Annotated in this window: 12 protein-coding genes and 1 pseudogene; 10 read left to right on the forward strand and 3 right to left on the reverse strand. The window is 71.4% G+C overall.

Annotated features, from left to right (window positions below):
* Positions 1-12 precede the first annotated feature (12 nt).
* The gene (locus tag ABZ659_RS26250) at positions 13-543 is read right to left on the reverse strand and encodes a TerD family protein (RefSeq protein ID WP_360224514.1); all 531 of its coding nucleotides are present in this window, start codon (positions 541-543) and stop codon (positions 13-15) included.
* 148 nt (positions 544-691) lie between these two features.
* On the opposite strand from ABZ659_RS26250, the gene ABZ659_RS26255 reads away from it, so the two are divergent.
* The 3 genes from ABZ659_RS26255 to ABZ659_RS26265 all read left to right on the forward strand — a co-directional run bounded on the left by ABZ659_RS26255 (position 692) and on the right by ABZ659_RS26265 (position 3,035).
* Positions 692-1,297: a YdbC family protein gene (locus tag ABZ659_RS26255; protein WP_360224516.1), complete on the forward strand. Its 606-nt coding sequence runs from the start codon at positions 692-694 to the stop codon at positions 1,295-1,297.
* Between the two features lie 133 nt (positions 1,298-1,430).
* Entirely contained in the window at positions 1,431-2,090 is a 660-nt protein-coding gene (locus ABZ659_RS26260; RefSeq protein ID WP_360224518.1) for a histidine phosphatase family protein, read from the forward strand.
* A 12-nt stretch (positions 2,091-2,102) separates the two neighbouring features.
* Complete coding sequence (locus tag ABZ659_RS26265) at positions 2,103-3,035, forward strand: ADP-ribosylglycohydrolase family protein (RefSeq protein ID WP_360224520.1); 933 nt, start codon at positions 2,103-2,105, stop codon at positions 3,033-3,035.
* Positions 3,036-3,424: 389 nt separating this feature from the next.
* Here ABZ659_RS26265 and ABZ659_RS26270 read toward each other — a convergent pair whose 3' ends face one another.
* Positions 3,425-4,972, reverse strand: a complete 1,548-nt coding sequence (locus tag ABZ659_RS26270; RefSeq protein ID WP_360224522.1) for an MFS transporter — start codon at positions 4,970-4,972, stop codon at positions 3,425-3,427.
* Between the two features lie 187 nt (positions 4,973-5,159).
* On the opposite strand from ABZ659_RS26270, the gene ABZ659_RS26275 reads away from it, so the two are divergent.
* The 3 genes from ABZ659_RS26275 to ABZ659_RS26285 all read left to right on the forward strand — a co-directional run bounded on the left by ABZ659_RS26275 (position 5,160) and on the right by ABZ659_RS26285 (position 7,277).
* On the forward strand, positions 5,160-5,783 hold the full coding sequence (locus tag ABZ659_RS26275) for a TetR/AcrR family transcriptional regulator (protein ID WP_360224524.1): 624 nt from the start codon (positions 5,160-5,162) through the stop codon (positions 5,781-5,783).
* A gap of 82 nt (positions 5,784-5,865) precedes the next feature.
* Positions 5,866-6,567, forward strand: a complete 702-nt coding sequence (locus ABZ659_RS26280) for a ribonuclease HII (protein WP_360224526.1) — start codon at positions 5,866-5,868, stop codon at positions 6,565-6,567.
* A gap of 68 nt (positions 6,568-6,635) precedes the next feature.
* A complete protein-coding gene (locus ABZ659_RS26285; RefSeq protein ID WP_360224528.1) occupies positions 6,636-7,277 on the forward strand; it encodes a hypothetical protein in 642 nt (213 codons plus the stop codon).
* A gap of 457 nt (positions 7,278-7,734) precedes the next feature.
* Here the strand turns inward: ABZ659_RS26285 and ABZ659_RS26290 are convergent, their stop codons facing one another.
* A complete protein-coding gene (locus ABZ659_RS26290; protein ID WP_360224530.1) occupies positions 7,735-8,370 on the reverse strand; it encodes a hypothetical protein in 636 nt (211 codons plus the stop codon).
* Positions 8,371-8,648: 278 nt separating this feature from the next.
* Between ABZ659_RS26290 and ABZ659_RS26295 the strand changes: the two genes are divergently transcribed.
* The 4 genes and pseudogenes from ABZ659_RS26295 to ABZ659_RS26310 all read left to right on the forward strand — a co-directional run bounded on the left by ABZ659_RS26295 (position 8,649) and on the right by ABZ659_RS26310 (position 14,559).
* The gene (locus ABZ659_RS26295; RefSeq protein ID WP_360224532.1) at positions 8,649-10,808 is read left to right on the forward strand and encodes a DEAD/DEAH box helicase; all 2,160 of its coding nucleotides are present in this window, start codon (positions 8,649-8,651) and stop codon (positions 10,806-10,808) included.
* 155 nt (positions 10,809-10,963) lie between these two features.
* The gene (locus ABZ659_RS26300) at positions 10,964-12,538 is read left to right on the forward strand and encodes a DUF4192 domain-containing protein (protein ID WP_360224534.1); all 1,575 of its coding nucleotides are present in this window, start codon (positions 10,964-10,966) and stop codon (positions 12,536-12,538) included.
* A 416-nt stretch (positions 12,539-12,954) separates the two neighbouring features.
* Positions 12,955-13,647: pseudogene (locus ABZ659_RS26305) on the forward strand (glycogen debranching protein); the annotation flags it as partial.
* 153 nt (positions 13,648-13,800) lie between these two features.
* Positions 13,801-14,559 (forward strand): NUDIX hydrolase, encoded by a 759-nt coding sequence (locus ABZ659_RS26310; RefSeq protein WP_360224536.1) that lies wholly within the window; start codon positions 13,801-13,803, stop codon positions 14,557-14,559.
* Positions 14,560-14,579: the final 20 nt, after the last annotated feature.

Raw genomic sequence — 14,579 nt, forward strand, 5'->3', positions numbered from 1 at the left:
CGTCATGGGTGGTCAGGCGCGGCGCGCGCCCATGAGCTGGGCGAACGAGACGGGGTCGTCCTCGAAACCGTGGACGCCGGGATGGAAGTCCCACGCCCCCGTGTCCTCTCGTATGAACTCGGCGACCGTCGCCGCGGTCGCGCCGAGGACGGCACCGAAGTCGTCCGTGGCGAGGTCGGTGTACCCCTCACGGATGCGCAGCGCCGGGTTGATGACACTGACGAACGTCCGCGTACCGGGACGCTGCTGGATGACGACACCGACCACCACGCGCGTGTACCGCGCGTCGATCCGGTCCAGTTCCACGGTCATGACCTCGTCCCAGCCGAAGCCCTTGCCGTCCTTGCTGTCGCGGTTGAGGTGGATCGTGCCGTCAGGGGAGCGGCTGTCGAAGTGCACTACGTGGACCGGATCGCCGTACGGATCGCTGGCGAGATAGGGCGCGGCGATGATGTCCAGATCGGTGGGCGGCTGCCCCGCCGGACTCGGATCCCACTTCAGCGCGATCTCGGCCTTGTGGATCCCCTTGATGAGGCCGTTCACCGGACTTCCCCCTTCTCCGTGTGCCTCGGTGCCAACTGGCTTTTCGTCAAGGCTGGTTGTCCATCGTGCCACGCGCGCGTGCCGTCCCGCTTGGGTGATCTCCACCCGACGTGACCGACGCCACGCTCCCGGGCCGTACGATGGCGCGGTGCTGGTCAAGTGGATTCGCTGCACCGTGGTGGACCGCCGCGGTTTCGAGCGGGGGCAGCGGAAGTGGGCGGGACTTCTGGGGGAGCCGGGGTTCCGGGGGCAGGGCGGTGGCTGGAGCCGCGGGCGGCCCGGGGTGGCGCACGTCTTCGCCTTCTGGGAGAGCCGTGCCTTCTACGACTCGTTCATGGCCCGCTCCCATGACCGGCTCGCGGCGACCCAGTCGGGCACGTTCAAGGACGCCCAGGCCAAACTGTTCGACTACCGCTTCGACGTCAAGACGGGGTTCGAGCCGCGCTTCACGGACGCGGACCTGGTCCGCGTGGCGCACTGCCGCGTCCATGAGGAGCGCGCCGAGCACTTCACGCTCATGCAGGAGAAGGTGTGGAACCCGGCGATGGCCGGATCCCCCGGCATGGTCCGCGGGCTGTTCGGAGAGGCGCCCGGCAGCGAGTTCCTCATCCTGTCGATGTGGCAGTCGGCCGCCGAGCACGGCAAGTACCGCACCGAGCGGGTGGAGAGGCTGGCCCTGCGCGCCCAGACCGAGGCGGACGTCGCCGCCCTCACGGGCGACATCGTGGAACTGGAGCCGAGCTGGACGGTGTGACGACCGGGAGGCACCTATGGAACGCCGCACCCCGTGTGGCCGCTGTGCTCCGAGGTGCAGAAAATGTGTGACCTACGCCGTATGGAGCCCGTACGAGTGCTCGAACGGCTGTCACTCGATCTAGGGTTTCGGCATGGCACGACCACGGCGCATCGTTCTTGTCCGGCACGGCGAGTCAAGGGGCAACGTTGATGACTCCGTGTACGAGCGCGAGCCCGACCACGCCCTGCCGCTGACCGAGCGCGGCTGGCAGGAGGCCGAGGAGACCGGCAAACGACTGCGGGAGCTGTTCGGGCGGGAACGCGTCAGCGTGTACGTCTCCCCCTACCGCCGTACACACGAAACCCTGCGCGGCTTCCACCTCGACCCCGAGCGGATACGGGTCCGCGAAGAACCACGCCTGCGCGAGCAGGACTGGGGAAACTGGCAGGACCGTGAGGACGTACGACTCCAGAAGGCGTACCGCGACGCCTACGGGCACTTCTTCTACCGCTTCGCGCAGGGGGAGAGCGGCGCCGACGTCTACGACCGGGTCGGCGGCTTCCTGGAGAGCCTGTTCCGCAGCTTCGAGGCCCCCGACCACCCGCCGAACGTGCTGATCGTGACCCATGGCCTGGCGATGCGCTTGTTCTGTATGCGCTGGTTCCACTGGACGGTCGCCGAATTCGAGTCGCTGTCCAATCCCGGGAACGGTGAGATGCGGATGCTCGTTCTCGGAGACGACGACAAGTACGTCCTGGACAGGCCATTCGAACGCTGGCGGAATCCGGAGCCGTACGGGATCACCGATTAGAGTGGCAGGGCGATGACCGCTGACTCCTCACCCGCCGGGCGCCTGGACCGCGCCCTGGCCAGCCTGCGCGGACTCGCGGTGGGGGACGCGCTGGGGTCCCAGTTCTTCGTACCGGGGCGCTACCCGCTGCTGAAGCGCCGCGAGCTGCCGCCCGGCCCCTGGCAGTGGACCGACGACACGGAGATGGCGTGTTCCGTGGTCGCGGTCCTCACCGCCCACCACCGCATCGACCAGGACGCCCTCGCTCACTCCTTCGCCCAGCACCATGACTTCGACCGGGGGTACGGGCCCGCGGTCAACCGGCTGCTGCGCCTGGTCCGGGAGGGCGGTGACTGGCGCGAACTGGCCGCCGCGCTCTTCAACGGGCAGGGGTCCTGGGGCAACGGCGCGGCGATGCGGATCGCCCCGCTGGGCGCCTGGTACGCGTCCGACCCCGAGCAGGCCACGCACCAGGCCGAGATCTCGGCCTACCCCACGCATCAGCATCGGGAGGCCGTCGTCGGCGCCATGGCCGTCGCCGCCGCTGCCGCGCTGGCAGCCGACCCCGGCGGACCCCCGAGCGCCGAGGCACTGCTCGACGGGGTCATCGCGCTCGTCCCCAAGAGCGCTGTCGGCGCCGGACTGCGCCGTGCGCGGGACATGCTCGACTACGGCGACGCGGGCACGGTGGCGGCCGTGCTGGGCTGCGGACGGCGCACGACGGCGCACGACACGGTGCCGTTCGCGCTGTGGTCGGCAGCCCGGTCGCTGGCCGACTACGAAGCCGCCTTCTGGACGACCGCCCAGGTCGGCGGGGACGTGGACACCACCTGCGCGATCGTGGGAGGCATCGTCGCGGCGGGCAAGGCGGGGGCGCCGCCCGCCGCGTGGGTGGAGCGGACCGAGGCGCTGCCGGAGTGGGCGCCGACCGCCGTACAGGGGGCTGTGGGTCCGGAGTCCGCCTAGGTTCTGACCCGTGGCCGGGTGAGTCCTGACCTGACCGGCGGATCGGGTCACGCCGGGCTTCCACGACCGGCACCCCGCGACTTTCCGCAACTATCGGGAACTCTCCGTGACCGTTTACCCGTTGTCACGATAACCGCTGCGCGAAGAGGCGACCGGCGGGCTTGGGGTGAGTGACTGGAGGTGTCGTGGAGGGCTGGGTGGCTGTGATCGTGCTGCTCGTGGCGGTCTGTGCCGCGGCGACCGCCCTGACAGCGGGCGGCTCGCTGCTGACGTGCGCTGCCGCCATCCGCCCGCTGCTCGCCCCGGGCCGACCCGGCGGTCACGGCGACGGGCCGACGTCAGGCCCGCCCTGGTGTGAGCCGCCGGAGTTCTGCCGCGTCGCGGGTCCGTCACCCCATCATGGGACCGGTCGTGCCGGACAGGGCCTCCATGTCGCTCTTGCGTATCCGGATCACCAGCCATGCCGTGCCGAGGGCGAGTACGGCCATCGCGGCGGCCGGGATGAAGGCCGTCGAGATCCCCTGCGCGAGCACCTCGTGGCTCCACGGTGCGGGCAGTTGCTGCGTCTGCGCGAACTCCGCCTTCTGCTGCGGGGTGCCTTCGGCGAGGAACTGCGGGACCTGCTTCTCCGCCTCGTCCTTGCTCGCGGTGCCGAAGACGGTCGTGAGGATCGACAGTCCCAGCGACCCGCCGACCTGCTGGGTGGCATTGAGCAGGCCGGACGCCGCCCCCGCTTCGTGCGAGGCCACGCCCGAGACCGCGGTGACCGTCGCCGTGACGAAGTTCAGCCCCATACCGAAGCCGAACACGAGCATCGGCCCGAGCACGCCGCCCACGTACGAGCTGTCGGGGCTGATGAGGGTCTGCCAGGCGAGACCGACCGCCACCAGCGCCGAGCCGACCACCATGAACGGCTTGGGGCCCAGCGTCGGCAGGTACTGCTGCGACAGCCCCGCGCCGATCGCGATCGCGACCGTGACGGGCAGGAAGGCCAGACCAGCCTTGATCGGGCTGTAGCCGAGCACGTTCTGCACGAACAGCACGATGTAGAAGAACATCCCGAACATGGCGGCTGCCAGGCTCAGCATGATCACGTACGTCCCCGACCGGTTGCGGTCGGCGAACATCTTCAGCGGCGTGATGGGCTCCCTGGCCCGGGTCTCGATGAAGACGAAGGCCAGCAGGAGTACGAGCGCGGCGCTGAAGGACCCGACGGTCATGCTGTCCCGCCAGCCGTCCTCCGCCGCCCGGATGAACCCGTACACGAGGGAGGCCATGCCGAGGGTCGAGGTCAGCGCTCCCGCGATGTCGAAGCGGCCCGGGTGCCGCTCGGACTCGCTGATGTAGAGCGGTGTCAGCACGACGATCAGCACACCGATGGGCACGTTGACGAAGAGCACCCAGCGCCAGTCGAGCCAGTCGGTGAGCATTCCGCCTGCGAGCAGCCCGATGGCGCCACCGCCCGCGGAGACGGCGGCGAAGACACCGAAGGCGCGGTTTCGCTCCGGTCCTTCGCGGAACGTGGTGGTGATGAGGGCCAGCGAGGTGGGCGACGCGATGGCGCCGCCCACGCCCTGGAGGGCGCGTGCGGCCAGCAGCTGCCACGGCTCCTGTGCGAGTCCGCCGAGCAGCGAGGCGAAGGTGAAGAGCAGGATGCCGGTGATGAAGACCCGTCGGCGACCGAGGATGTCACCGGCCCTGGCACCGAGCAGGAGCAGACCGCCGAAGGTGAGGGTGTAGGCGCTGACCACCCACGTCAGGTCGGTCGTGCTGAACTGGAGCGCGGCTTGAATGTGCGGCAGCGCGATGTTCACAATCGTCGCATCGAGTACGACCATGAGCTGACAGGCCGCGATGACGGTGAGGGCGATGCCGGGACGTCCCGGTCGTCGAGCCGCACCTGGCTGTGTGTTTTCGATCAACTGAGAGGTTGTCACTATGGGTCCCCCACGAACCGTGTAGTGAACGGTCGCGTTCACTGTGGCGTCCACGGTAGTGAGTCCCCAGTAAGGAACGCAACCGTTCACTTGGAATGTCCCCGTACTGCGTGTCCCTCGCTGTCGCCGTCCGGTCTGCGCCCCGCCCCCCGACTCCCCGCTCACTCTGCTTGCTGGAGACAATCGAATGGTTACTTCGCGCTGGACGGCCGCCCCCGCTCAGGCGGCCACTCCCCGTCGGCGCGGTGCCGTACTCGAACGTGCGATCCTCGACGCCGCGTTGGAGCAGCTCAGTACGGTCGGCTGGAACGGCCTCACGATGGAGGGCGTGGCCAGCGGTGCCCAGACGGGCAAGGCCGCGGTGTACCGCCGCTGGCCGTCCAAGGAGGACCTGGTGGCGGACGCGCTGCAAGCGGGGCTGCCACGGCTGGAGGCGGCGCCGGACCTGGGCGACGTCCGCGAGGATCTGCTGGCGCTGTGTCGGCGGATGCGCGAGGCGATGTACTCGCGTACCGGTCTCGCCCTGCGGTCAGTCGTTCACGAATGCGACTCGCTCCAGGCGGAGCGGTTCTACAGCGTGATCGTCGACGGTGTCGTGGAGCCCACGGTCGGGCATCTCCGCGATGTCATCAACCGTGGAGTCAAGCGAGGGGAGGTGCGGACCGACGCGGCGAACGAATACGTGTATGACGCCATCCCGGCCATGATGATGTACCGATCGAAGATGTGCGACAGCGAATGGACCGATCGGGAAATCGAGGAGATGGTCGACCAGTTGATGATCCCACTGCTGCGGCCGACGAAGGGCTGAGACCGTGCCGTTCTGGTTCCGCGGCGGCCACTGCGGACCGGGGTGTCGCCGGGCGTTCGGGGCGGCGTACGCTTAGGGCGCCATGCCGTACGAACCGCCTACTCACACCGTCGAACGCTCCCTGCGGGCCACGACCGGAGCGAAGATCATTGCCGGTGTCGACGAAGTGGGCCGCGGGGCCTGGGCTGGTCCCGTGACCGTCTGTGCGGCGGTCACCGGACTGCGCCGCCCGCCCGAGGGCCTCACCGACTCCAAGCTCCTCACCGTCAAGCGTCGCACCGAGCTTGCCCTGCTCCTCCAGACGTGGGTGACGTCGTACGCCCTCGGGCACGCGTCGCCGGAGGAGATCGACGAGCGCGGCATGACGGCGGCGCTGCGCCTCGCGGCGGTGCGGGCCCTGGAGAGCCTTCCGGTCCGCCCGGACGCGGTGATCCTCGACGGGAAACACGACTACCTCGGAACGCCGTGGCGGGTCCGGACGGTGATCAAGGGTGACCAGTCGTGTGTGGCGGTCGCGGCGGCGTCGGTCATCGCCAAGGTGCAGCGCGACAAAATGATGGCCGAACTGGGTATCGACCATGCAGACTTCGGTTTCGCGGACAACGCCGGGTATCCGTCACCCGTGCACAAGGCCGCGCTGGCGGAGTGGGGGCCCACCCCGCACCACCGGTTGTCGTGGGCGTATCTTGATGCGCTGCCCCAGTGGCGGCACCTCAAGAAGGTCCGCAGCTGGGCGGAGGGAAGCGTTCCGGGGATCGAGGGGCAGCTCGGCTTCGATTTCTGACGACTCCGCTCGCACGTATGTGCCACCCGCTGACGCGAGCCGCACCGACGTTTGATAAATATCAGCTCATGCCTCTCATCCCCGAGGAGCCTCAGATTCACGAGAGTGCCCAGGGTCCCCGCGCTACTCCGGCCAGTGGCCGTACCGCGCCGACCCCTCGTCCCGTACCCGGCCCCCGCCCCGCGGCCCCGCCCCGCCCCGGTCGTCCCGGTCCGCACCGGCCCACGCCGCCGGTGCAGCGGGCACCGCGTGACGCGGCCACGGCCACGCCGGGGCCGTCAGGTCCCGCTGCCCCCGCCCCCTCGGGCGAGGCCGCGAAGACCCCGCAGATCCAGCTGATCCCGGCCACCCTCACCGGCGCGCTCGACGCCGCCGAGGAGGCCGTGGACCTGCTCCTGGAGTCCGGGCGTGCCCCCGGCGACGTGCTGGTGATCACCACCGGCGAGCCGCACCCGTGGGCCACCCACGAACTGTCATTCGGAGAAGCGTCGTACTGGGCGCAGCACGACGCGGGCGACGACGTCTTCTACGCAGACGCCACCGCCGCCGGTCGGGCCGCGTCCCGTCCGGTCGTGGTCGTCGCCGTCAACGGCGGCTCCGACACCGTTGCAGCGACCGCTCTCCCGCTGGCCCTCAGCCGGGCCGGTGCCCTGCTGATCGTCTGCGGCGATCCGCAGCAGATCAACGCCGTGCTGGGCGCGGGCGTCTGAGCCCGCTCCGGCAGGTCCGAACGGGCCGACCGGCGGCTGTGGGGCGGGATGCGGCAGGGACGCACAGTGGTCCCTTCGGCGTGCGCTGACCCGGCCTGACCGGCCGAGCGCGCCGCGCTCGCGCACCGGCGCCGTCCGTCGCCCCCGGACGCGGCGCGGGCTGTTCGCCCATCCTGCTAGCGCACCGGCGCCGTACCGCGGGGGCCAGCGCCGAGCTGTGGCGTCAGGTGGGCGGTCACGCCTGCCTGGCTCTCACCGCACGTACGGACCCGCTCCGCTTCTGGGGCGGTGCACGGGGCTGTCCGCGGCAGTGCCGTGCTCGGGGACGGTCGTACAACGGTGACCGGCCATGTGTGCGGCCGCTGCGTATCCCCGCGATACCCACGACGGGAAGGGGCGCCTCACGCGCGAGCGGTGCCGAGCGCCAGACGACAGTGCCGCGACGACGGGACCGCGCTCAGCGGGCCGCCGCGCGGCGCAGGACCTCAGAGGCGGCGCCCCCGGTACGCAGCGGCGGGGGCGGTGCCTCCGCGGTGGCGAAGGGCTCCGGCGCGGAGTCCGCGCTCGGCCGCCGTCCGCCCCGCCCCTCGCCCAGGACCTGCCAGCCGTCGCGGGTCAGCGTGATGTACGCCCCGCAGCGCAGGCCGTGCAGGGTGCACGCGTCGCGCAACCCCCACATCCACGCGCCGTCCTCCTCCGTCCAACGCGCGTCACCCTCACGGCAGTAGAGCAGCACAGCCGTACGCACCGGGGTACGGCGACGCAGGTCGTGGGGTATGACCCGGCGCAGCTGGGAGAGCAGCGCGTTGCGGAACATCCAGCCGTCGGCCGGGGCGGGGCGGCGGAGGAACGAGGCGCTGGCCCGCAGTCGCTCGTCCGGGTCGAGGACCGCCACGACCGCGGTGTGCGGCCCGGGGTGATGTCGCGCGTGCAGTCCGCTGACCACCTCACGCGGGTTGCGCAGCAGGGGGATCCCCGCAGCCGCCCACTCCGCAGGTTCGAGCATACGGGCCACAGGGTTGGCGGATGCGGCGGACAGGTCGGCGGACGTCGACGTGGATGCCGCGGAGGACGGAGCAAATCCGAAGGTCACGATCCTCCCTTCGGCTACGCGCCCACACTGCGGGCGCCATTGGATTCGGGGGAGCGCACACCGCAGCGAAGCTCTGCCGGATCACGGCCCAGCCGTGCGGGGAGCGGACTTCAATTCTTCCTGTCGAACTGAGATGCGGCAACGAGCAATTGATGTCACTGGTCCTTATCGGGTGTTGAGTGGCTTATATCCCTACCCACGGACCCCTCGGGTGACGCGTGGGCGCCGATCGCCGGTGAGGTGGCCGATTGTCAGTGCCATCGGGTTGCATGGGGGGCATGGATGATCTGGAACTGCGTACCGAGGCCGACACCATCCTCGCCGAGCTGGTCGGCGACCCGGGAGGTCAGGCGCGGCTGCGTGAGGACCAGTGGCAGGCCGTTGCCGCGCTCGTGGAGGACCGCAGGCGCGCCCTGGTGGTGCAGCGCACCGGCTGGGGCAAGTCGGCGGTGTACTTCGTCGCCACCGCCCTGCTGCGCCGTCGTGGAGCCGGTCCCACGGTGATCGTCTCCCCGCTGCTTGCCCTCATGCGCAACCAGGTCGAGTCGGCGGCGCGGGCCGGTATCCGGGCGCGCACCATCAACTCGGCCAACCCGGAGGAGTGGGACGCCATCCACGACGAGGTGGAACGCGGGGAGACCGACGTCCTCCTGGTCAGTCCGGAGCGGCTCAACTCCGTCGACTTCCGCGAGCAGTTGCTGCCCAGACTCGCCGCCACGACCGGTCTGCTGGTCGTCGACGAGGCGCACTGCATCTCCGACTGGGGGCATGACTTCCGGCCCGACTACCGGCGGCTGCGGGCGATGCTCGCCGAGCTCTCCCCGGGCGTCCCGGTGCTCGCCACCACGGCCACGGCCAACGCGCGCGTGACCGCCGACGTGGCCGAGCAACTGGGCACCGGCGCGGGTGAGGCGCTGGTGCTGCGCGGGCCGCTGGAGCGGGAGAGCCTGCGGCTCGGGGTGGTCCGGCTGCCCGACGCCGCGCACCGTCTGGGCTGGCTCGCCGAGCACCTGGACGAGCTGCCCGGGTCGGGGATCATCTACGCCCTGACGGTGGCCGCGGCCGAGGAAGCCGCCGCCTTCCTGCGGCAGCGCGGCTTCCCGGTGGCCTCGTACACGGGGCGCACGGAGAACGCCGACCGGCTCCAGGCCGAGGCCGACCTGCTGGACAACCGGGTCAAGGCGCTGGTGGCGACGTCAGCGCTCGGGATGGGCTTCGACAAACCCGACCTGGGCTTCGTCGTGCACCTCGGTTCGCCGTCCTCGCCGATCGCCTACTACCAGCAGGTGGGACGAGCGGGACGCGGCGTGGAACACGCCGACGTGCTGCTGCTGCCGGGCAAGGAGGACGAGGCCATCTGGCGCTACTTCGCCGACACCGCCTTCCCGCCCGAGACGCAGGTGCGGCAGACCCTCGCGGCGCTCGCCGACGCCGGACGGCCCCTGTCCGCGCCCGCGCTGGAGGCACTGGTCGATCTCCGGCGCACCCGCCTGGAGACCATGCTGAAGGTGCTCGACGTGGACGGTGCCGTCAAGCGGGTGAAGGGCGGCTGGATCGCCACCGGCCAGCGGTGGGAGTACGACGCCGAGCGGTACGCGTGGGTCGCCCGGCAGCGGGCCGCCGAGCAGCAGGCCATGCGGGAGTACGTGAGCACGGACCGGTGCCGGATGGAGTACCTGCGCCAGCAACTGGACGACGAGGGGGCGGCGCCCTGCGGACGCTGCGACAACTGCGCGGGATCCTGGGCCGACTCCTCGGTCTCGGCGGAGACACTGACGGGAGCGGCGAAGGAACTGGACCGGCCCGGGGTGGAGGTCGAGCCACGCCGGATGTGGCCCACGGGACTGCCCGCACTCGGCATCGACCTCAAGGGGCGTATCCCGGCCGGGGAACAGTGCGCCACCGGACGCGCCCTGGGACGGCTCTCCGACATGGGCTGGGGCAACCGGCTGCGGCCCCTGCTGGCCGAGAACGCGCCGGACACGCCGGTCCCGGACGACGTGCTGCGTGCCGCGGTGACGGTCCTCGCCGACTGGGCGCGTTCCCCGGGCGGCTGGGCGTCGAACGCCCCGGACGCCGCCGCCCGCCCGGTGGGCGTCGTGGCCGTCCCCTCCCTGGCCCGGCCCCAGCTGGTCGGTTCCCTCGCCCAGGGCATCGCGGACGTGGGCCGTCTGCCGTTCCTGGGCACGCTGACCCACACCGGGCCGAGTGGCGCGCACACGGTACGCCGCAGCAACTCCGCCCAGCGCGTCAGGGCCCTCTCCGGAGCCTTCGCCGTCTCAGAGGAGTTGGCCGCGGCTTTGAAGACCTCCCCAGGACCCGTCCTGCTCGTGGACGACTACACCGACTCCGGCTGGACCCTCGCCATCGCCGCCCGACTCCTTCGGCAGGCGGGCGGCAAGGCGGTACTCCCGCTGGTCCTCGCGGTGGCGGGCTGAACCCCCGGCCGCCTGTTGACTCACGAGGCCGTTGGGCGGTGGCGACGGCTGTAGGCGGCCATGTCGTGACACCTTCTACCTCTGATTGACGTGAGCCTGATCGGAGTTATCCACAGCCTCAAGCGAGATTCTGCAATCCGCGAGATCGTCGACACATGACGCATCACGACGAAACCACTGGATCCTTCGACAACGACGACATTGCCGGACGGAAGGGGAACGACCGACCGGCAACGGGCTCCACGCACCCCACACACACCGCCGCACCGCACATCGGCCCCACCGCCTACGGTGGCGACCTCGGCGCCCAGCAGGTCACCCTGCGCACCCCGGCCGAACTGGCCGACGCCCTGCCGTACCTGCTCGGATACCGCCCCGAGGACAGCATCGTGCTGGTCGCCCTCCACGACCGCGACGGACGCGGACGGTTCGGCGGCCGGGCCCGCCTCGGCATCCCGGCGAACCCGGACGACTGGCCCTCCGTGGCCCGGCAGTTGGCGCAGGGACTGGTCAAGGGCAGCGAGCGCAGGGGAGCACGACCCGAGCAGATGGTCGCGTACGTCTGCCAGGAACCGCCGACTGGCGAGACCGGCCAGCAGGTCATGGAACGCCTACGACCACTCGTCCAGCAACTCCGCGTCGAATGCGGCCTGCTCGACGTCCCCGTGCTCGACGCCCTCTGCATCTCGTCCGGCCGTTTCTGGTCGTACTGCTGCGACATCGAGGGCTGTTGCCCGGCCGAGGGAGCGCCGATGGGCCTGCCCGGCACCTCTGTACTGGCCGCGGCGGCCACGTACGTCGGACTCCAAGTGCGGGGCACGCTGCGGGAACTGCGGGCCCGGCTGCTCCCGTGGGAGACCGCCGCAGTGCAGGACCAGGAAGCGGCGCTCGACACCGCCAGTCTGACCGTGGTGCGACGCATCCTCGACGAGACGAGCCGCGAGCAGGTCGCCGAGGAGACCCTCGAACTGGCTGAGCGGCTCATGGGCCGTCTCGCGGCGGCGCCACCCGCCACCAGCACCGCGTCAGCCGACCTGGGGGACGACGAACTGCTCAGCAATGGTGAAGCCGCGACCTTGATCCTCGGGCTGCAGGACCGCACGACCCGCGACCGCGCGGCCGAGTGGATGGAGGAGGACGAGGCAGGTCCCGCGATCCGGCTCTGGCGGGCCCTGTCCAGGCGCTGCGTCGGCTCCTACCGCGAACACGCCGCCGCACCGCTCACCCTCGTCGGATGGGTCGCCTGGTCCACCGGCGACGACATCGAGGCACGGGAGGCCCTCGCCATGGCGCTGGGCTCCGACCCGGACTACCTCTTCGCCCGACTGCTGCACCAGGCGGTCAACGAGGGACTCGACCCTGAGTCGCTCCGACGCTGCCTGCGCGCCGAACGCGAGGAACGCGGGCGGGACGACGCCGCAGGACCAGACAGCACGGAAGAGCCTGCGGCACGGCCCACACCGGCTCCGGCAACAGCGGGGACTACGGTTTTCCGGCGACGCACACGCCCTGGTGCCCCTACGCCGGGGGTGGGCGTGGCCAGGCCCCTTCCGAAGCCGTCCGGAAGCACCCGCCCGGGTGGCGGACGGCCCGGACGGACCCGGCCCTCCGACGGCCGCCCCGGCGGGTCCCGTCCCGGAGCCCTGGGGGAGGAGACGGCACGTCGTCGCGGCAGGCGTACGGGAGACGAGCGTCCGGCGAGGAACGGCGGTACTGGGGATGACGTATGAGGCGGCGCGAGCTACGAGGCCATGGCCGTGCCGCGAAGATCGGTTGCCGAGGAGTGATCGCGGGGGCCGTGCATGCCATCGCCGGACTATGGAAGGGTGGCCGACTCGACTCCGTGCGGAGGTCGGCACCCCACGGTGAGGCGGGCGGCAGCGAAGGCCGACCGGTGCGACGCCGTCAATCGGTCAGCGTGCCGTGGCGTGGCCGTGACCTGGAGGAGCGCGGTTCCGTTCACCTGAGTGGCGGAACGCCTGAGCAGGGCGGGCCGCCGCACCGACCATGTCCTCCCGGAGCCTCCGCCAGGCACCGATCGTGCCCGAGGCGCACGAACCTGGCCGCCCTGGGTGCTATCGCGTCCGGTCGCGCGGGCCCCGAACTGCCCGCCAGCGTTCATGACTCCGGCCTGCGCTGGTCCTGCGACTTCTGGGTGGCCACGCCGGGAGGTGGACACCCCGCCGCCGCGCGGGCCTCCGCCGGACGTCTGCTGCCCCAGCTCGGCTCGGCTGCCGCCCACCTCCTTGACACCGGCCTGCTGGGCGGCGGCGTCCACGCCCCTGGCCTGCTCGACGGCGTGCAGACCGGGCAACTGGCCCGGCTGCTCGGCAGCCCGGCCATGGACTCAGGCTGGGGCCTACGTGGGCTGGGAGCGAAGGAGGCGGCCTACAACCCGTTCGGCCACCGTGGCGGGGCCGTGCGGGTGCAGGAGACCGCGACAGCCGTCGCGGGCCTGGCCGCGGCGGGCTACGAGAGCGAGGCGAGCGGACTGCTGCGGGGCGTCCTTGCGGCGGCCGAGGCCTTCGGGTACCGGCTGCCCGAGATGTACGCGGGAGAGCAGCGCACCGACGGCAGCGCCCCGCTGCCCCACCCGGCGGCCTGCCGCCCCGCCGCCACCTCGGCCGCCGCCGGGACCCTGCTGCTGACCTCCCTCGTGGGCATCCGCCTGGACGCCCCGGGCGGCACGGTCACCCGGCGCCCCATACGCAGCGCACCCCTCGGCGAGATCGGGCTGCGGGGCCTGAGCGTCGCGGGTGCCCCCTTCTCCGTACGGGTCAGCCGACGCGGCCTCGCCATGGTCGAGGAGGCAGCGGACGGCCTGCGACTGGGCGTGTGACCGCTCGGCAGCAGCCGTATGACCTCGTATGACACGACAGCGGATCACAGGCAGCGGCGGACCCTTGGTCCGCTTCCGGAGGCACGCGGACCGGCCACTGGTCGGGCTGGCGAAGGGAGTGTTTATCGTCAGGCAGACGACTATGATCGCCATATGCCCTACGACCCGTCAGCCTTTCCGCCTTTTGCCGTCACCGTGGACCTGGTCGTGCTGACCGTTCGCCGCCACGCCCTCTGCGCGATGGCGGTGCGCCGCGGTGAGCCCCCTTTCCAGGGGCGCTGGGCGCTGCCCGGCGGCTTCGTACGAGCTGACGAGGACCTGGCACAGGCGGCGGCACGGGAACTGGCCGAGGAGACCGGGCTGCGCGTCCACGACCCCGCCGTCCCCGCCCAGGACAACGGCGCCCACCTGGAACAACTCGCGACCTACGGCGACCCCAAGCGTGACCCCAGAATGCGCGTGGTCAGCGTCGCCCACCTGGCGCTCGCCCCCGACCTGCCCGCACCCCGGGCCGGAGGCGACGCGAGCAACGCGCGCTGGGCGCCGGTCGAGGAACTGTTGCAGCAGGGCGGCTACGGGCGGGACAGCGACCCACTGGCACCCCTCGCCTTCGACCACGCCCAGATCCTCGCGGACGGCGTGGAGCGGGCCCGCTCCAAGATCGAGTACTCCTCGCTGGCCACGGCGTTCTGCCCGCCGGAGTTCACCGTCGGCGAGCTGCGTCGCGTCTACGAGGCCGTATGGGGCGTCGCGCTCGACCCGCGCAACTTCCACCGCAAGGTCACCGGCACCCCGGGCTTCCTCGTCCCCACCGGCGGCACCACCACACGCCAGGGCGGCCGACCCGCCCAGCTCTTCCGGGCGGGCGGAGCCACACTGCTCAACCCCCCGATGCTGCGGCCCGAGGTGTAGCGCGGGGCCGCGACAGTGCT

This window comes from Streptomyces sp. NPDC006997, from assembly GCF_040635175.1.
Classification (GTDB): Bacteria; Actinomycetota; Actinomycetes; order Streptomycetales; family Streptomycetaceae; genus Streptomyces.